Origin of the sequence: Bradyrhizobium sp. AS23.2, assembly GCF_001908185.1 — a bacterium.
Taxonomy (GTDB): Bacteria; Pseudomonadota; Alphaproteobacteria; order Rhizobiales; family Xanthobacteraceae; genus Bradyrhizobium.
Genome location: NZ_LGHM01000003.1, coordinates 19423 through 38222 on the forward strand (window position 1 = coordinate 19423; position 18800 = coordinate 38222).

Here is an 18800-nt window from a genome sequence, read left to right on the forward strand (position 1 = left end):
GCTCGCGGCGCGTATCGGTTTTCCGACACGCGCGCAAAGATGAGGCGAAGCGCGCCTCACTCGATGAGCCAATGACTTGATCCCACTATGCCTAGAGCCGGCATCGTTATGCGTGCAAATGGCTCGGTTCAGGATATCCCTTCTTACCGGCACCGGCGTGCTCGCTGACACTCCGAGTACGGCGACATTGAGTTGGAGCGCTGGAATAGCCCAACGGAGTGGCAGCAGCGTCTAACCGCTCTCCTCGAAGGTTCGTTCAGGGTCAAGAGCGACGGTCGAGGATCACGCGAGACAAGTCCGGTCTAGTCGTGACAGCGGACCTCGCGGGGCCTTTCGAGCTTCTTCGCCTTAGGGCCCCGAAGCGGACTAAGTGGGATGCTTGTGCATGCATTTTGTCTTGGAAGTGAAGCGGACTCACTCTGGAATATGATGATGTGAATCCTCCGGCGGACGAACAGAGCCATTCTCGGAGAGGAAGCCGGTCTGCCAAATTCGGATATTTGGGCTGGCCCTGCGTGCATGAATATTGCCAGCTGCTTGCAACTTGTCAGAATTTCGATGCTCAAGCTTTTGCTGCGGTAACGTCGAACATGGACTCGAATTTCGTTGGCGCAAACTCCGACAATTCGGCTGACCCTTTCGCCATACTTGACTTGCCTAGTGCCCCTACTAGGATCGCGAGCAGCGTTCTCTGCGAGAACGCGTAGGTAGTCCTACCGGAAGGAGACGCGCGTGCAGCGGGTCGTACAGGGAGGACATCCAATGAAATCCAGACCCGTTTGGATAATGCCGGTCGTCACCCTGCTCCTGGTTGCGAGTTGGGATGGGGTGTGGGCGGATACCAGTGACGTCAAGGGCCCCGCCCCGGTGATCGTGGGAAAGTCTGGCAAGCACTGCAAGGACGATCCGCACTGCTTCAACCGGTATCATTTCGCAATCAAGCCTGTCGCCCGTGTAAATCCTGGGCAGCCTTTTGTGCTTGAGACGCGCGATGCGCTCGATTCTGACCTCACCTTCGATTCGACGGCGCAGGATGTGGCGGCCGCCAACCTCAACCTCGTGCATCCGCTGACCGGGCCCGTCTACATTGAAGGGGCGAAACGGGGCGACGCACTCGCCGTTACCGTGGTGGACATCGCACCCGACGATTTCGGTTACACGACGATCGTGCCGGGATTTGGCTTCTTGCGTGATGTCTTCCGCGATCCTTTCATCGTGCGCTGGAACCTGACGCGCGTTGAAGCGCGTTCGAAGGATCTGCCAGGAATCTCCGTTCCTATGAATGCGTTCATGGGCACGGTCGGCGTCCTGCCGGGCGAACCTGAGCTTGAGAAGTGGCTCAAACGGGAGAAGGCGCTAGCGGATGCGGGCGGCGCGGCGTTGACCCCTCAGCCGGTTGATGCCGTGCCCGCGGATCTTTGCGGCGCCAATGGTACGGCGAAGGACAAATGTGTTCGCACCGTTCCGCCACGGGAGAACGGCGGCAATCTCGACACCAAGCAGACAGTAGTCGGCACCACGCTGCTTTTTCCTTGCTTCATCGACGGCTGTGGACTTTTCGCGGGTGACGTTCATTTCGCCCAGGGCGACGGCGAGGTGGCGGGCACCGCCATTGAGATGGGCGCAAAGGTAACGCTACAAGCTAACGTGATCCCCGGCATGGCTTCGCTGCTCACGACCATGCACTTCGAAGGCGGCTCGCAGCTAAAGAGCCTCGCCCCGGGGAGTTTCTACGCTGTCTCGGGACTTCCGCTCAAGCCCGAGGGCGAACTGCCGGTGTTCGACACCTACCTTGGTGGCCAGAAGATCGCTCCGCTGGCAAACCTCTCGGAGGATGTCAGTTTGGCAGCGCGAAACGCCACGCTCAACATGATCGACTTTCTGGTCAAGACAAAGGGGCTTAGCCGCGAGCAGGCTTACGTAGTGGTGAGCGTGGCCGTCGATCTCCACATCGCGCAACTCGTCGATATCCCGAACCTGGGTGTCACAGCGATCTTGAACCGCGACGTGTTCAAGCCACAATAACGGTTGCCTGAACCGATCGTTGGTGCAGGCTCGATATCGCACCGCTGCCTTGGAGCTTGGCTCGTATGAAGCGGCGCACGATCCTCACGTCAGTTGCGAGTGCGGCGGCGCTCGTTCTTGCGGGGGACAGAACGTTTGCGATCGCGGGGCCTGGTCGGCAGCAAGGGTTCATCGGGCCGCGGTTTGCCGACTTGAATCCGGACCGTATGTGGCCGGTCTACCGGCGCTACCACCTGCTGATCGTCGGCCAACGCGATGATGAAAGCGGCAGCGCTCTTGCGGCAGCGACGGTCGACGTGCTGATGCGATTTCTCCCGAACTCGCGCGCCATGCTGGTCCGCGCTGCGGATGCTCGGCGCGTCGGCGTGCTCATTGCCACGGATCAACAGGACGTCGCAATCATGACGGCGGGAAGTGCGGAGGCCCTCTTTCTGGGCAAGCCGCCCTTTGACGACATCCACGACGCTCCATTGCGGATGATAGTATCATTTGGGAGCCACTTCCTCGTGTGCCGCCCGAGTTTCATGGCACGCCACGCCTATCTGATCGCGAGGACGCTGGCTGAACACAAAGACGCATTTCCCACGCCCGCCGGTGCTCCCGACGGCGTCGTCCCGGCGCACCGGGGATCGCGCGCCTTTTTCGCCGGCGAAGAGGTGCCCGATGACTGATGGCTCGGCCACGGCAAACGCATCGTGCACAGGGCAATCGTCGATTGCCGGCTGCCCGCGATGCGCAGCCTTTCGGGGCCCCGGGCTCGTTCTCTTCGTTCTCCTCTTTTTGACTCTCGGCGCCCGCACGCTGGTCGCTCATGATATCATCGACATCGAGCGGGCAAACATACTCGTCTCGGCTGCCGACGAGGACGTCGCACTCGCCAAAACGGCCCCCGGGCCAGAACCTGAGGGCGCGGCGCGATTTGCACTCGGTATGGTTCTGGTCGAGGCGACCAACATCCTCAACCGCGATCTCGCGGCGCACAGCGGGCGGCTTACGGTCAATGCCGAGCTCTTGCTGAAGGCTCTCGTCCAGCGCGATCTGGCGCCCCGCCTGGACGATGCGATCGGGCGCTACCGCCTGCCGAGAACCCTGCTCGAGGAAGCCATTCGCCTCGCACCCGAAGCACCTTATTCGCTGCGCGCCAGGTTCGAGCTCCTGAAAGCCGGCTTCTATGAGAGCTTCGTACTCGATCCTTTTCAGCTTGTCGGCATTGGGGTGGACGATCTTGACCACCAGATCGCCGAGGCCAAGGCGTTGGCTTTGGCCATCGCGAGCGGGGACGACGCAGAGGAGGCAGCGTTCATTCACGCCATCGATCTTGCGCGGGCCTCACAGCTTGCGCCGCCTGAGGAAAGGCGCGCTTACACCAGCAAGGCGCTGACGGCGCTCGGGGCTTTCTCAAAAGCCTACCCCCAGAGCATTCGTGCCGCAACGGCCGGCGTGATCATTAAGCGCCTGGGCGGTGCCGAATGATGTCACGCGCCTGGCTCGCCCTGGCCAGCGTCGCCGTCGCTGCCGTCGCCACTTGGGAGGCGCAGGCGCACAACGCCGGGATCAGCACCTCGCGCATCATGATCCGCGGCCGCACGGTCGACGTTGAAATCAATGCCCTTGCACGCGACTACGAAAAGGCGGCCGGGGTTCGAATTACCGAAGGAGGTTCGGGCGAGGTCAACCGTGTGGCGCTGGCGATCATGGCGCCGTCAGTGCTCACCTACATCGACGACCACGTTGCAGTCCTTGCCGGCGGGCAGCGATGCGCGCCTGGACCAGGAACGGCACGGCCGGCCGACACCCACGTTCGGGTGACGGTGGCATGGACCTGTCCATTGGATGGCGGCGAGTTGCGCTATCGCGCGACCCTGTTTCACGACGTGGATCCTACCGCCCGACATCTGGCTATCATCGAAACCGAGAGCGGCGAGCGCGAGCTTGCCCTCGACAGCGGAGCGCCCGAGATCGCTCTGTCCGGTGCAGGGTCGTCGGTACTCGAGGTGATCGGGCGGTTCGTCCAGGCCGGCATCGAGCACATCTTTCTCGGCTACGATCACATCGCATTCCTTGCCGCGATCATGCTTTGGGCGCAGCGGTTGTGGCCGGCGATCAAGATCGTCACCGCCTTCACGATTGCTCACTCGATCACGCTGTCTCTTGCTGCGCTGCAGGTTGTCGTAATCCCGAGTGCCATCGTCGAACCGGCGATCGCCGCAACGATCATATTTGTAGCGGCCGAGAACTTTTTCTCGCGCAATGTGGACGGTCGCTGGCGGGTGACGTTTTTTTTTCGGGCTCATTCACGGCTTCGGCTTTGCCAGCGCGCTGCAGGAGATTGGCCTGCCGCCGAACGCAGCCGTGCCCGCGCTCGCGGCTTTCAACGTCGGCGTGGAGATTGGGCAGGTCGTGATCGTGGCCCTCATCTTTCCGCTTCTGTTGTGGACGGATCGGATCGGTCACCGGGCCGCGGCACGCGATGGACGGAATCCGGCGGTGGTCTACTTCTGTTCAGCGGCGATCTTGCCGGTCGGGCTTTACTGGCTCATGGTACGCACCGTGCTCCCTTGAAGCATCGGCCCGTTGCTTTAGCGCCATGTGCGATCCGATCTTGGTCGACCACTTTGTCTCGGACCAGCGGCGACCGATCTCGATGCCCTAGGGACCGGCTTATAGGTCGACCAATCGATCTCGATCCACTGGACCACGCGCTGGCGCTGGCGTGGCTGCGCCACGGCGAAGGAATAGTTCTCATTTCGCGGGCGTGCCTAACCGGAAATGGGAGCCGGCCCGCGCTGAAGCGGTGCCCGATCACGCCGCGGCGGAAGCTCGGGGCACAGAACGAGCTTGCCATCGAGACCGCCCGCCTCGAGACGGCGATGCGCCTCGGCGACCTCATCGAAGGAGATCCGCTCGGCAACGCGCGGCCGGATGGCGCGCGTTGCCAACAGGCCGAAGAGCCGTTCCAGGTCTTCCTGGAACCAGGCAGGATGTCGCGCCCGCATCAGATTGATCGAGTAGACGCGGAGGCGCTTGCCACGAGGCAACCAGCCCCGCAGCTCCCTCCATAGATACACGCGCGCCAACCACACCAAAGTGGCGAGCAGCCGCCGCCGCGGCTGCACGCGCGCGGTGTAGCCATAGGCGCACAGTAGGCCGCGGCCCTTGAGCGCCGTGAACGATCGGCGATAGTCGTCCTCGCCGACGCCGTCGAAGACAGCGTCGAACCCGCCCGGCAGGACGGCCGTGAAGTCTTCGCGTTGGTAGTCGATGGGCGTGGCGCCGAGCTCCCGGATCAGCGGCGCGTGCTCGCCGCGCGCGGTGCCCCACACTTCGAGGCCGGCCATCCTGCCGAGCACAACAAGCGCCTGACCGACGGCGCCCGCGGCTCCCTGCACCAGCACGCGCTGTCCTCGCTGTACGCGTGCCGTGCGGTGAAGGAGCTGGTATGCGGTCGTCCAGCTCAGGATCAGCGCGGCTACCTCCGCCGCGTCGAGGCCCGCCGTCACGTGGGTCAGGTCCCTGGCCCGGAGCGTGCGATAGGCAGCGTTCGACCCGAGCACCGTCATATCGGCCACCCGGTCGCCGAGCTAAAAGCCGCTCACGCCATCGCCGAGCTGATCGATTTCCCCGACGACATCATAACCGAGCACAAACGGCGGTCGGCGGGCGGAAGTTTGCGGGTAGAGGTGGCGCCGGATCGTCACGTCGGTGTACTCAAGGCCCGAGGCGAGCACGCGGACCCGCACCTCGCCTCGGCCGGCTGTCGGCAGCGGAACCTCGACCACCTCGAGCCCCTCGGGACCGCCGAAACGCCTGACTTGAACAACCTGGTTGCGCGGCTCTGCCATGGGCTGATTCCTTGCAACTCATGATCCAGCGCACGGTCTGCAGCTGCCGTTTACCGGCATGGACGATATGCATCGCGCGGAAGAGAGATCATGTCCTTGAGCATGATCAATGTGTCAACACGGCTTTCCTGATGCAACGGCCGAATTCCGCGTTGATGGATTGACGGCTTCCGCCGCGCCGACTTGCTTGCGGTTTGAACCGTCTGTCCCAATCCTGTGCCGCCTCGGCTTAGGTGGTCGCGCGTATCGGCGAACGCTGTGGCTCGGCGCGCACCTCGGCAGGACACGTCTCACGGGTGAGGTTCAAAGCGCAATTGATCAAACCAACATGGCTGTAAGCTTGGGGGAAATTCCCCAGCATGCGGCCGGCAAGCGGGTCGAACTCCTCGGCGAGTAGACCCACATCATTGCAGCGTGACAGCAAACGATCGAACAGCTTCCGGGCCTCCGCATGGCGCCCTTGCAAAATGTAGTTGTCGACGAGCCAGAAGCTGCACACCAGAAAGGCTCCCTCTCCGGCAGGCAAGCCGTCTCCGGAATTTTCGGGTTCGTACCGCAGCACAAATTCGTCCCCAATCAACAGTTTCTTCTCGATCGCTCGAAGAGTGCCCCTCACCCGTGGATCGGTGGCGGGCAGAAATCCGACGAGCGGGAATAGCAGCAAGCTGGCGTCCAGTTGTTTCGAGCCGTAGGCCTGCACGAAGCTGTCGAGGTCGCGGTCGAAGCCGCGCTCGCAGACTTCGGCATGGATTTCGTCGGCAACCGTTCGCCAATGTCGGGCTGCCTCGATTGATCCTTCGGCGGCGTCCCCGTTTGCAGCACGGTCGAACGCAACCCAGGCCATGACCTTCGAATGAACGAAGTGCTGTCGCCCGCCGCGGACCTCCCAAATGCCTTCATCCGGCTCTAAGCCAAGCCCTTGCGAGATCTTCCAACACGAAGGGCCGCAGGACGCGACCCCGGTCGGTCAGACCTATTCCTCCCTTCCAGGCCTGGAACAGGGCGTCGGCGACCTCGCCGAGAACGTCGAGCTGAAGCTGCTGAGAGGCTGCGTTCCCTATGCGCACCGGCGCGGATTTTTCGTAGCCGGCAAGCCACGGAACCGTGAGCTCCGGCAGCCAGCGCTCGCCCGCTACTCCGTAGAAGATCTGCACCGGCTCCGGACTGCCGGCGACGGCGCGAAGGAGCCAATCCTGCCATGCTCGCGCTTCGTCGTAGTATCCAAGGTGCATCAGGGCGAGCAGCGTGAAGGTGGCGTCGCGGAGCCAGCAATAACGGTAATCCCAGTTCCTGCCTCCACCGGCAAACTCAGGCAGCGACGTGGTGGGAGCGGCGACAATCCCGCCCGTCGGAGCGTAGGTCAAACCCTTCAATGTGATGAGCGACCGTTTGACCGCTTCCGTCCAGGGGCCGACCTCGGGACATCGATCGCTCCATACCCGCCAGAACGCTTCCGTTTGCTCCAGCGCATCGAAGGCATCAATCGCCGGTGGGGGACTTTGAAATGATTGCCCGTAGGAGAGGACGAATGGAATTGACTGGCCGGCCTCGATCGTGAACTCACCAACTGTCTTCAGATCCTCGCCATGAAGCGCGGCCGCGGTACGCAGCACCAGACGCTCCGGACTGGCGATCGCGCAGAGGCTGCCGTCATCGAGCCTGTTGATCCATGGCACCGGCGCTCCATAATTGAAGCGCACGACAAATTCGGTGCGAAACTCCACTCTGCCCTGCCGACCAATTAGGATACGCACAAGATCAGTGAAATCTCCCGGTATCATGAAATCGACGAGCGTCGCGCGGCCGCTCTTTGTTCGGAATTCCGTTTCGAGGACCAGGGTGCCCGAGCGGTAGCGTCGCGATGCTCCAATCGGCTCCTCGATCGGCGCAATCAACCACCGCCCATTGTCCCATTCGCCCAGTAACGCGGCAAAGCACGCAGCCGAGTCGAATCTCGGCCAGCACAGCCAATCAATCGAACCGTCACGGCCGACCATGGCTGCGGTCTTGCAGTCGCCGATCATCGCATAGTCTTCGATCTTAAGCGCCACGACATGACCTCGTGTGCTAAGTCGGACGGACGCTTCGGTAGGACTCAGCCTATTTGCCGACAAAGACGCCCGCCGCTGTCCCTCTGGGGAGCGGCTGCGCTTTGGCGATCGTGTGCGCGCTGCCGACGCACAACTTAGCGAATCGCTGAGTGAGTGTCTGCACAAGTTTGGCGTAAACTCCGGAGACCAGAACTAACTTATAGTTCGGTCCCCGGTCTCTTGCGACGACCGTTCAGGACTGAGCAGCCTTGTCCGGTACGGCGGGCTTGTTCGATGCAGGGTTCAGGCTTGGGGGAGCGCCCGTCTTGACGGGAATTGTCTTGGCGCTCTTCAGGGCCTTGGTAGGCTTCTTGATCAAGAGATGGAGTACGCCCTTGTCGAAATGAGCTTCGACGGCTCCCTCTTCCGGCTCGAAAGGCAAAAACATCGATCGATAGAATGAGCCATAGCTCCGCTCCTCGATGTGCCAGTCCTTCTCTTCTTTCGTGCTCTCCACCTTTTTCTCGCCCGAGATAACCAACTGGTTTTCGACCACGCTAACGTTGATATCTTTCTCGTCCACGCCAGGAAGTTCGGCGGTCACTTCGAAGGCATCATTTGTTTCCGCTACACTGATTGCCGGGGCGCCGGCGCCAATGCCGGGAGACGGTTTCTGATCGAAAGCACGAAACACGTTTTCCATTTCGCGCCGCATCATTCGGAACGGGTCCAGTTCTTGGCTCCACAATCTCGGAAGACTCATCTGTTCTCTCCATCGGCTAGAGAAAATATCGAGATGTATCGTCTTCCGGTTGACCATGAGAGACCTTGATCCAGCTCAAACCGTCCGTGCTTCCTGACAAAGCGGGCCCATACAGCTGAGAAAATCCGGAAAGCAGGGTGACGGTTTGGGAAGGAAAAACGGGGTCGTGCCCCAGGAATCGTGCACAGAGCATCTCACGCGCAACGATTCATCCATGGGAATCGGTGAGGTGTACGCATCGAGGACACGCGCCGTCGGCCGCATCTGTAAGTTGGCGAGCAATCTCGTCTATCAAGTCCTCATGCTCCCAGCTCGTGCCATCGCTCTTGATCATGTTTCTAGTGCGGTAACAGGCATGGGTCTCGGCGGCGGCGTCCCAACGTCGTGGACAAGCGTTAGTATTCCAGACCTAACGACTTCTGACTCAATCGCCGGTTCCAGCTTTCCTTTAGTCCTCCGTGCTCGCGGCCGCATTGCCTCCCTTTGGCGCGGCGAATCTCTCAGTCGGGTCAAAGGCTGGCGTGGCAGAAACGGCAGCTATTGGCCCTGACCGACCAACCTCAACACTTCTTTCCACGTCGGCTGTCAGGGGGTAGACCGGAAAGGGCTGACGTATGGCCAAAACGACGCGACTGGCGAGCAGGCTTGGGAACTGTGCCCGGCAGGCCGTCTCAGCATATATTTGGGCACAAGGACGTGCGATATGGCGACAACAGCTACCCAAGTCGTTCTCGATACGCCGGCGGCGGAGTTCCGGCTTCTGGCCACCGACGGCAAGACTTACGCACTGGACGACGTTGCGGGCGAAAAAGGCACGGTCGTCGTCTTCATCTGCAACCATTGTCCCTATGTTAAAGCGGTGATCGACCGCATGGTTTCGGACGCCCGCGTGCTGATGTCGGAGAGCGTAGGCTTTGCGGCGATTTGTTCGAACGATGCGGCGAGCTATCCCGAAGACTCATTTGAGAATATGAAGCGTTTCGCGAAGGCCCATGATTTCCCGTTCCCATATCTCCACGACGAGGCCCAGACAGTCGCTCGGGTGTATGGAGCGGTCTGTACGCCGGACTCCTTCGGTTACAATGCCGACCGCAAGCTCAAGTATCGCGGCCGGCTCGACGAAGGCCGCACAACTCCGCCTCGCGCGGGGGCGCCCCGAGAGCTTGTCGAGGCCATGCGTGCGATCGCGACCACCGGTGTGGCGCCGGCTGACCAAAAGGCGTCTATTGGCTGTTCGATCAAATGGAAGGACGAATAAAGCCGGTCGCGGGTTCCACCGGGGCCTCGAGCAAACCGAAATTATTCAGCTGCGCATTCCATCTCGCCGCGGCGCTTGCGCGGCTCGGTGAGCTAAACTAGGCACGGGTGGTGGTGCAGACGGGATTTGCACTCGATCCAAGCTTCCCTGTCCGCCGCTTGCGTACCACCATTACATGGAGCGACAATCCGGCCTTCCTTGCCAGGCGCGAATGCGTCATTAAGAGCATGAGGATGGCAGGGATGCCTGAGGGATGACGTTCAAGGATACCGGTTCTGCTTATTGCAGCGTGTAAGTCTGAAAATGGCCCGGAGCTGAGCAGCGCGATGACCGCCGGCACCGTCGGCCGTTAGCACGTCGGCCGTCAGGGGTAAATCGGAAAGACGCCCTCATGGGCTCGACCGTTGCTCATGACCCTGCACGGACTTGGGCCTAGGCAGGTAATGCCTGTGAACCCCAAGGATAGAGCCGGGGAATGATGAGCGTCAGTATTGTCGCAAGCGCAACCGCCGCAATCGAACCAGCAAAAAACAGCAACCAAGTCGTCGGCTGTATTGCCCCAAGAGCTACGATGAGAAATAGCATCGGTAGATCGAGAAAGTGCGTGAATGTTGGTACACGCTCGGCCCGAGCCTTCTGGAGTTTAGGCGTGACCCCGCCGGCATTAAGCGCAAACCGCGTCAGACCGCGCAGCCGCATGAAATAGAGCCGCGTAACCGTGTTGCCCTCTATGAACTCGAAGGCGAACAGCCCAGCCATCCCCGCGAGCCAAGGAAACTGTAAGAAATTCCAACCTCCATAGAACTTCACGATCATCCAAGTGCCAGAACCCAGCAGCAATAGAGCCCCCGGCACGACAACTCCGTCGTAGAAAACTGCGATATTGCGAACGGCGAAAAGGGCTTTAGCTCGTGCAGCTGCCGCGAGCGCAAGTCGGCCATCCACACGCCGATGAGCCCGCCACCGCGCTTGGTGAGGGCCAGGCTCCTCCTGCAGGCGCTCTAGTCCCGTAGGCTTAGAATATACGCCGACACGTCGCGCAGCTGCTGTGACGAGAGAATGAGATTCGGCATAGTGGGATGCGAGGCGGCGGTGAGCCAGAAGGCAAGGGCTGCTGCGGTCATCCCCGGCGTGTTAGCGATCTCTTCGAAGCTCGGTGCTGTGGCGAGTGGAGATCGGGTTTGGCCCGCGCGCACCGCGTGACAGGAGGCGCAAACATCAAGTGCAAGCCGACGCCGTTGCCGAAGGTCGCCGATGTTCTGCGCCTGGACTGCTGTGATAGCAAGGGCACCAAACACGGCCGAAACGATCACTCTTTGCATGACGGCTGGCCCTCTTTGCGAGTCTCCGCTCGAGCAACAGCCCCCTGCACAGAATTGATGATAGTCAATGATTGAACGTCTGCCCATGCCCAATAGTTCACGTTGCACGCGAGTGGAAAGCGGACAAGAGTTGCTCACGGCGAACCGGCTCTTGACCCCAGCCGGACGTTGCGCGCCCAAGGCGGAACTGTGGTATCCTCCGTTAAACGCGATGGGACGGTTCAATGAAGCGGCGGACCCTTTAATGGCACCTGCTGTTTGTGCTGAGCGTCCTGGTCCTCGCCGGGCTCCACGACAGCACAAAATGGCCTGGCATCTCCAATTGTTAGGCGCGGCTCGCCCGCGCCGACGAGGTGATCGAATGAGTGCGCCAGGCAAGCTAGTGCGATCCAGCCGGTGGGAAGACCGGTAGCGAATGTTGCGTGGCCCCCTGGCGACAGTGGCCGCGAAGCGTACAGTGCGATTGCACACGGATCTGAAGATAGCTCTTGTCTCGAGGAGGACCAGCGTCGTGAAGCGGGACTTCGACCTCATCGTCTATGGCGCGACGGGTTACACCGGCCGTCTCATCGCCGAATATCTGGCGACGTCCTATCGCGGCGACGATGCTCCGTCCTGGGCGATCGCGGGACGCTCGACCGGCAAGCTCCAGAAGGTGCGTGCCGACATCGGCGCACCAGACGAGTTGCCTTTGGTCAAGGCGGACGCCGCCGATCCGGCCAGCCTGTGGTCGATGTGCGAGCGTGCGGCCGTGATCATCACGTCGGTCGGGCCTTATCAGCTCCACGGCCCCGAGCTCGTGGCGGCCTGCGTGGCCACGGGAACAGCCTATGTTGATCTGTGCGGCGAGCCGGTTTGGATGCGGCGCATGATCGACGCCCATCACGAAGAGGCGAAACGAACCGGCGCGCGCATCGTCTTCTCCTGCGGCTTCGATTCCATCCCGTTCGATCTCGGCGTGCTCACGTTGCAGGAGAAGGCGCGCGAGAAGTTCGGACGCCCGGCGCGGCGGGTCAAGGCCCGCTTGCGCAAGGTGAAAGGCGGCATGTCTGGCGGCACCGCGGCAAGTGCTCAGGCGACATTAGCCGCCGCCGCGCGCGACCCGGCCCTGATCCGGCTGTTGAACGATCCCTTCGCGTTGACGCCTGGATTCACCGGGCCGTCTCAGCCGTCGGGCCTCATCCCTGAATACGACCCGCGCTTGAACGTGTGGCTGGTGCCGTTCCCAATGGCGCCGATCAACACCAAGAACGTGCACCGCACGAATTTCCTGTTGGGTCATCCCTATGGCACGGACTTCGTCTACGACGAGATGATGGTCGCGCCGGGATTTGGGGACATCGCTCGCGTGACAACGGAGACGTTCGCCACGATGGTTTCCTGGTTCGGGACCGGCGGTCTCAAACCCGGTGCAGGCCCGACTCGGGAAGAGCGCGAGGGGGGCTTCTACGACATCCTCTTCCTGGGCGAGCTGCCGGATGGCGGACGGGTCGAGGCGGTAGTCACGGGCGACCGCGATCCGGGCTACGGCTCGACCAGCAAGATGATCGCCGAGAGCGCTCTCTGCCTCGTGCGCGACGTGCAGGGCGAGGGCGGCATCTGGACGCCGGGCGCGCTGATGGGGCCGGCGTTGCGCAAGCGTCTGGAGGAGCGCGCCGGCCTTACCTTCAGCGCGCGTTGAGGTAACGCTCAGAACCGCAGCGGCGTTCTGGATTACCTGGATCGTAACCAACGAAAGCGCGGCTTGGCGACCGCGAGCCTCAAATCCGGTTCAATGGCCGCTTCTAGCCCGAGTCGGATCTCCGGCGGTTTGCACTGCGGGGCGTTCCTGTGCCCAACCAGCCTACGGTCATCAATGGCTCCGGGCTACGAACTCTGGCCCCGGATCGCGACGATTTATTAGGCAGTTCCCGCCGTGACCAGGTGTCGGGAACCGTCCGCATTCAATAGTCGTTTCAAGATCAGTCCTGGAACTGCATCTCGGAAATCGGTGGGCCATCCAAACGGGACGAAACGCGCCGCGGGCGCCACAACTGATGGTCAACGGCAATGAAAAACGCCGTTCCTTCCAAAAGCCAGAACTCCCGGATGCTTCGACACATGGCCGTTATGCTGGTCGCTGTCGGACTGGTTTTGGGGGCGGTGTTCGGGTTTGAAGCTTTTCGGGCCAGGATGGTGCAGAGGTCAATCGCCGGACTGCGCAACCCGCCGCAGACGGTTTCCACGATCACGGCCAGCACGCAGCGGTGGCAGGACCGCCTGGAGGCCGTGGGCAGCACCCGGGCGGAAAAGGGGGCTGACCTCAGTCCGCAGGTCGCCGGTACTGTCAAAGCCATCCACTTCCAGTCCGGCGAAGAAGTCGGGCAGGGAACATTGCTCGTCGAGCTGGAAGACGCCGATGACGTCGCGCATTTGCACGCTCTGGAGGCGATGACGGCGCTGGCGCAGCTTAACTACGATCGCGACGTCAGATTGCTCAAGAGCCAGTCCGTGAGCCAGCAGACTGCTGATACGGACCTGGCAACGCTCAAGAACGACCAGGCGCAGGTTGCGCAACAACAGGCGCTTGTCGGCTACAAGTCGATCCGAGCACCTTTCTCCGGCCGATTAGGCATCCGGCAGGTCGACCTCGGCCAGTATATCGCGCCGGGCGCGCCGATCGTGACGCTGCAGCAGCTTGATCCGATTCTCGTGGATTTCTACCTGCCGCAGCAGGATCTGGCAAAGCTCGAGGTCGGCCAACCCGTCATTGCGAAGGTCGACACCTATCCTGATCTGACATTCACCGGCAAGATCATGGCGATCAACCCCCTCGTCAACGTGGCCACCCGGAATGTCCAGGTCCGGGCGACATTCAAGAATCCCGACGAGAAGCTGCTGCCGGGCATGTTTGCGACCGTTGATATCGATGTGGGGGCGCCGAAGGATTATGTGACGCTGCCGAAGACGGCGATCTACTACAACGCGTATGGAGATATTGCCTATCTGGTCGAAGATGCCGGCAGGGACGAGAGCGGGCAGGAGCAAAAGATTGCGCACCAGCTCTTCGTGAAAACCGGTCAGACCCGCGGCGACCAGGTCGCGGTGCTGGATGGAATCAAGCCTGGCGATGTCGTGGTCACGGCCGGGCAGAACAAGCTGCATAACGGATCACCGGTCCAGATCAATAATGAAGTCACCACGCCTTTCAGCGCGAACCCTCAGGTCTCCGAACAATGAGAGGCCTGCCATGAACTTCACCGACCTCTTCATTCGCCGGCCCGTTCTTGCCACTGTGGTCAATCTGATGATCCTCGCGCTCGGCCTGCGCGCCATGACCTCGCTGCCTGTGCTGCAATATCCGCGCACGCAGAATGCGGTCATCACCGTTACCACCACCTATTACGGCGCTGCCCCCGATGTGATCGCCGGCTTCATCGCAACGCCACTCGAGAACGCGATCGCCCAGGCGAACGGCATCGACTATATGAGCTCGAATAGCGCAAGCGGCGTCAGCACGATCACCATCTACCTCCGCCTCAACTACGATGCCGACAAGGCACTGACGGAAATCAACACCAAGGTCAGTTCGGTGCTCAACCAGCTTCCCTCAGGGTCGCAGCAACCGGTGCTGAAGGTGCAGATCGGTCAGACGATCGACGCCATGTATCTCGGCTTCGACAGCGACGTGCTGGGACGGAATCAAATCACCGATTATCTCACCCGCGCCGTTCAGCCGAAGCTGCAGGCCGTACCGGGCGTTCAGACCGCGGAAATTCTAGGCGGACAGAACTTTGCACTGCGGGCGTGGCTCAACCCGAAAAAGCTGGCTGCTTATGGCCTCAGCGCCGCGGATGTAGCGGCTGCGTTGACGCAGAACAATTTTATCTCCGGGCTCGGCACCACCAAGGGACAGATGGTGGAGGTCAATCTCACAGCATCGACCGGCCTGCATTCGGAGAGCGAATTTGCCAACTTGATTGTCAAGCAGGCGGGTGGCGCGATCGTGCGGTTGAAGGATGTCGCAAACGTCTCGCTCGGCGCCGACGACTACGAAACGCAGGTCGCATTCGACGGCAAGCCGGCGGTCTATATCGGCATCCAGCTGGCGCCGACTGCCAACCTGCTCGACGTGATCGCGGGCGTGCACCGGATCTTCCCGGGCATACAAGAACAGCTGCCCAACGGACTGCACGGACAGATCGTTTACGATTCCACCAAATTCGTGCGCGCGGCGATCTATGACGTCGTGCGGACGCTCGTCGAGGCCCTGCTGATCGTCAATCTCGTCGTGTTCCTGTTCCTGGGGTCGGGGCGTTCCGTCGTGATCCCGATGGTCGCGATCCCGCTGTCGCTGGTGGGCGCCTTCACCATGATGCTGGCAGTTGGTTTCTCGATCAATCTCTTGACGCTGCTGGCGCTGGTGCTTGCGATCGGGCTCGTGGTCGATGATGCCATCATCGTCGTCGAAAACGTCAACCGTCACCTTGAGGCCGGCAAGGCGCCGGTCGTTGCGGCGATCGAGGCGGCGCGAGAACTCGGCCGTCCGATCATCGCCATGACGGTTGTCCTTGTCGCGGTCTATGTCCCGATCGCGTTCCAGGGCGGTCTGACCGGCGCGCTGTTCACGGAATTCGCATTCACCCTGGTCGGCACGGTGACAATATCGGCCGTTGCCGCGCTGACGCTGTCGCCGATGATGAGCTCCCGTTTGCTCAAGCCGCATGGCGCAACGCGCGGTTGGCAGGCACGATTCACTGCCCTCGTTGATCGCCGTTTTGAGGCGCTACGTCGTCTCTATCTGAGCTGGCTGCACGGCAGCCTCGATTATATACCCGTAACAGGCGTCTTCGCACTGCTCGTGCTGTCCAGCATCTATTTCCTTTATGCTGGTGCTAAGAGCGAACTCGCTCCCCAGGAAGACCAGGGTGTGGTGATTGCGACGTCCACGTTGGCGCCGGACGCGACCTTACAGCAAAAGGTGCTGTATGCGCGGCAGGTCTTCCAGATCATCAAGAAATATCCGGAGACCGATCACGTCTTCCAGATCAATTCGCCTGCGCGCGTGGTCTCGGGCATGGTGCTGACGCCGTGGGACGAGCGCACAAGGACGAGCAACCAGCTGCAGCCGATCGTTCAGCAGCAACTCGACCTGGTTGCCGGGGCACGGATCGCCGCCTTTCAGCTGGCTCCGCTGCCGGGCAGCCAGGGGCTGCCGATACAGTTCGTGATCGAGACGACCGATTCGTTCGACAAGCTCGACGATGCCGCCCAGCAGTTCCTGAGAGCTGCAATCGACAGCGGAATGTTCATCTTCCTCGACACGGATTTGAAGATCGACAATCCCCAAGCCGTCGTCGAGATCGATCGCGACAAGGCTGCGCAACTTGGGCTCAAGATGAGCGATGTCGGCAACGCGATGGGGTCGATGCTGGGCGGTGGGTATGTGAACTATTTCAGCCTCGACCAGCGTTCCTACAAGGTAATCCCGCAAGTCCAGCGACGGTTTCGTCTGAATACCGATCAGCTGCTCAATTATTACGTGGCCAACGTTTCGGGCATTCCCGTGCCGCTGTCGACGATCGCGCACATCGCGACCAAAACGGTCCCGGAGACGCTCAATCATTTCCAGCAGCTTAACAGCGCCACCATTCAGGGAGTTGCGGCGCCCGGCGTAGCGCAGTCCGACGCCCTGGACTTCCTGAGCAATCTTGCTGCCAAGACGTTACCGCGAGGCTACACCGTCGACTACAGCGGCTTGTCCAGGCAATATATTCAGGAATCCTCCGGCTTTGTCGCCACGTTCGGATTTGCGCTGGTGATCATTTTCCTGTCGCTTGCGGCGCTATTCGAAAGCTTCCGCGATCCATGCATCATATTAGTGTCGGTGCCGATGTCGATCGCCGGCGCGTTGATCTTCGTGAGCCTCGGCATCGGCAGCGCATCGCTGAACATATACACCGATGTCGGCCTGGTGACGTTGATGGGCCTGATCAGCAAGCACGGCATTCTGATTGTCGAATTCGCAAACGAGCTGCAGCGTGGCGGCGTCCCCAAGCGCGAAGCTATCGAGCAGGCAGCCGGAATCAGGTTGCGGCCGATCCTGATGACGACCGCGGCAATGGTCTTTGGCGTGGTTCCGCTGATCCTTGCTAGCGGCGCCGGAGCGGTCTCGCGTTTCAACATGGGACTTGTCATCGCAAGCGGACTTTCGATCGGCACGGTGTTCACCCTTTTCGTGGTACCGGCCATTTATCTCCTGATCGCGACCGATCATTCCCGCCAGGTAGTGCAGGACGCATCACAGCTTGCGCCGTCAGGTGATGAGGCGAGGACAGTCTGAGCGCACTCCTGCTGTGGCCGATCAGGCGTGCTCCTCGGAAATGTCGCGGTTGGTGTAGTCCGGCAACATCGCGGTTGAAACGATGCTGACGATCACGCAAAACAGGATGTACGATGCGATCGCATAGCCCGATGTTATCCGGCGTGGGGTCCGAACGCCGATCGGCGTCTTAAGGACTTGATTGACTTCGCATCTCTGGGGTCAATGTTGGGCGCTGATTCACACTTACTCTTCAAAAGGGAGTCCTGCGGTTGACCTAATCCGCTCCTGGCCCGTACGCGACAAAACCCCGGCCTTTGACCTAGCGTCGGTTGCCAGGGATCGACCGGACATGGTCTAGACGCTGTCCGGTCGACGCAAATGATCCATTCCGGAATTCGCGGCGTCTCGCCCGGACCTTTCGCGATGTTCGACTTCGCGCCGCTATAGTAACGTCAAACGCGCCTGATGAGCGTGACTCTGATGAGTACACTGTCTGGGCCTGATCTTGCTACCGGAACTTTCGTTTCGTTGGGACCGGGGAATCGGGACATGATTGTGCTTGCTCGGCACATGACAAAGCGCCTGCGGTACCTGATAGGTCCAGGTGTGGCCACGCCCATCATCTGGATATCGCTGATTGCTGCGCTGGCCTGCTGGGCCGGCACGCTTACCGCCGCGGCGGACAACTTCTATCGCGCGCAGGCAATCGTGATTGGCCAGAGCGAGGCCAACCGCATCATCGGCTTCGCCGCTTGTCTCGAGGACGTTCTCATCAAGGTTTCCGGCGCGCTGAAGCTCGCAGGCGATCCTCGATTGGACGTGTACAGATCGCGTTCGGCTGATTTCGTAAGCGGCTATAGCTACCACGACCAGATGTCCGGCACACCGAAGCGCGATGAGCAGGGCACCCGCGATCGGCCGTACGATCTGTTTGTCGACTTCGATGACAAGAAGATCGACGACATTCTTAATTCACTCGGCCTCAAGCCCTGGCTTTCGCGCCGCCCGGTCCTTGCCGTTTTTGTCGAGATGGAGCAGGGCTCAAGGCAATACATCGCCACGTCAGACGCAAAACGGTCCGACCTGCAACGTGACTCGGCGGCAGTTCCGACCACGCCGGCGCGCCGATGGCGCCGTTCAACAGGCCGCTCCCGAACAGATCCATCTGCTGTTGCAATCGCAGTTGTTGATTGTGTCGGTATCCGCTCCCTGGCATTGCCGTCTGGCGTGACATGAGTCGCTCCCCGATTCTGGTC

General features: G+C 61.1%; 14 protein-coding genes and 2 pseudogenes. 10 read left to right on the forward strand and 6 right to left on the reverse strand.

The window, feature by feature from the left end; all coding sequences use genetic code 11:
* The first annotated feature begins 762 nt into the window (after positions 1-762).
* From AC630_RS00290 to AC630_RS47705, 5 genes and pseudogenes are all read left to right on the forward strand, one after another.
* On the forward strand, positions 763-2025 hold the full coding sequence (locus AC630_RS00290) for an acetamidase/formamidase family protein (protein WP_083636079.1): 1263 nt from the start codon (positions 763-765) through the stop codon (positions 2023-2025).
* A gap of 65 nt (positions 2026-2090) precedes the next feature.
* Positions 2091-2696, forward strand: coding sequence for a hypothetical protein (locus AC630_RS00295; RefSeq protein ID WP_074116523.1), 606 nt, complete (start codon positions 2091-2093; stop codon positions 2694-2696).
* Positions 2689-3498, forward strand: coding sequence for a hypothetical protein (locus tag AC630_RS00300; protein WP_143197710.1), 810 nt, complete (start codon positions 2689-2691; stop codon positions 3496-3498). The genes AC630_RS00295 and AC630_RS00300 overlap by 8 nt, the downstream gene beginning before the upstream one ends.
* A 221-nt stretch (positions 3499-3719) precedes the next feature.
* Positions 3720-4241, forward strand: a pseudogene (locus AC630_RS48170) (HupE/UreJ family protein); the annotation flags it as partial.
* Positions 4242-4359: 118 nt separating this feature from the next.
* Positions 4360-4587 carry a HupE/UreJ family protein gene (locus AC630_RS47705; protein WP_283808372.1) on the forward strand — a complete coding sequence of 76 codons (228 nt, stop codon included), beginning with the start codon at positions 4360-4362 and terminating at the stop codon, positions 4585-4587.
* A gap of 197 nt (positions 4588-4784) precedes the next feature.
* Here the strand turns inward: AC630_RS47705 and AC630_RS00310 are convergent, their stop codons facing one another.
* The 4 genes and pseudogenes from AC630_RS00310 to AC630_RS00320 all read right to left on the reverse strand — a co-directional run bounded on the left by AC630_RS00310 (position 4785) and on the right by AC630_RS00320 (position 8660).
* Positions 4785-5585, reverse strand: coding sequence for a zinc-binding dehydrogenase (locus AC630_RS00310; RefSeq protein WP_245330204.1), 801 nt, complete (start codon positions 5583-5585; stop codon positions 4785-4787).
* A 21-nt stretch (positions 5586-5606) separates the two neighbouring features.
* Entirely contained in the window at positions 5607-5867 is a 261-nt protein-coding gene (locus AC630_RS46625; protein ID WP_245330205.1) for an alcohol dehydrogenase catalytic domain-containing protein, read from the reverse strand.
* Positions 5868-6096: 229 nt separating this feature from the next.
* Positions 6097-7918: pseudogene (locus tag AC630_RS00315) on the reverse strand (glycoside hydrolase family 15 protein).
* 232 nt (positions 7919-8150) lie between these two features.
* Positions 8151-8660, reverse strand: a complete 510-nt coding sequence (locus AC630_RS00320; RefSeq protein WP_167561104.1) for an Hsp20/alpha crystallin family protein — start codon at positions 8658-8660, stop codon at positions 8151-8153.
* A 703-nt stretch (positions 8661-9363) separates the two neighbouring features.
* Between AC630_RS00320 and AC630_RS00325 the strand changes: the two genes are divergently transcribed.
* On the forward strand, positions 9364-9918 hold the full coding sequence (locus tag AC630_RS00325; protein WP_074116526.1) for a thioredoxin family protein: 555 nt from the start codon (positions 9364-9366) through the stop codon (positions 9916-9918).
* 432 nt (positions 9919-10350) lie between these two features.
* On the opposite strand, the gene AC630_RS00330 is transcribed toward AC630_RS00325, so the two are convergent.
* Both AC630_RS00330 and AC630_RS00335 read right to left on the reverse strand, forming a co-directional pair.
* Entirely contained in the window at positions 10351-10863 is a 513-nt protein-coding gene (locus AC630_RS00330; RefSeq protein WP_208866940.1) for a DUF2269 family protein, read from the reverse strand.
* 56 nt (positions 10864-10919) lie between these two features.
* On the reverse strand, positions 10920-11240 hold the full coding sequence (locus AC630_RS00335; RefSeq protein ID WP_074116527.1) for a c-type cytochrome: 321 nt from the start codon (positions 11238-11240) through the stop codon (positions 10920-10922).
* A gap of 511 nt (positions 11241-11751) precedes the next feature.
* Between AC630_RS00335 and AC630_RS00340 the strand changes: the two genes are divergently transcribed.
* From AC630_RS00340 to AC630_RS00355, 4 genes are all read left to right on the forward strand, one after another.
* Positions 11752-12921, forward strand: a complete 1170-nt coding sequence (locus AC630_RS00340; RefSeq protein WP_074116528.1) for a saccharopine dehydrogenase family protein — start codon at positions 11752-11754, stop codon at positions 12919-12921.
* Between the two features lie 419 nt (positions 12922-13340).
* Positions 13341-14459, forward strand: coding sequence for an efflux RND transporter periplasmic adaptor subunit (locus tag AC630_RS00345; RefSeq protein ID WP_245330206.1), 1119 nt, complete (start codon positions 13341-13343; stop codon positions 14457-14459).
* Positions 14460-14469: 10 nt separating this feature from the next.
* Entirely contained in the window at positions 14470-17562 is a 3093-nt protein-coding gene (locus AC630_RS00350; RefSeq protein WP_074116530.1) for an efflux RND transporter permease subunit, read from the forward strand.
* 531 nt (positions 17563-18093) lie between these two features.
* The gene (locus AC630_RS00355; RefSeq protein WP_245330207.1) at positions 18094-18780 is read left to right on the forward strand and encodes a DUF8605 domain-containing protein; all 687 of its coding nucleotides are present in this window, start codon (positions 18094-18096) and stop codon (positions 18778-18780) included.
* The last annotated feature ends 20 nt before the right edge of the window (positions 18781-18800 follow it).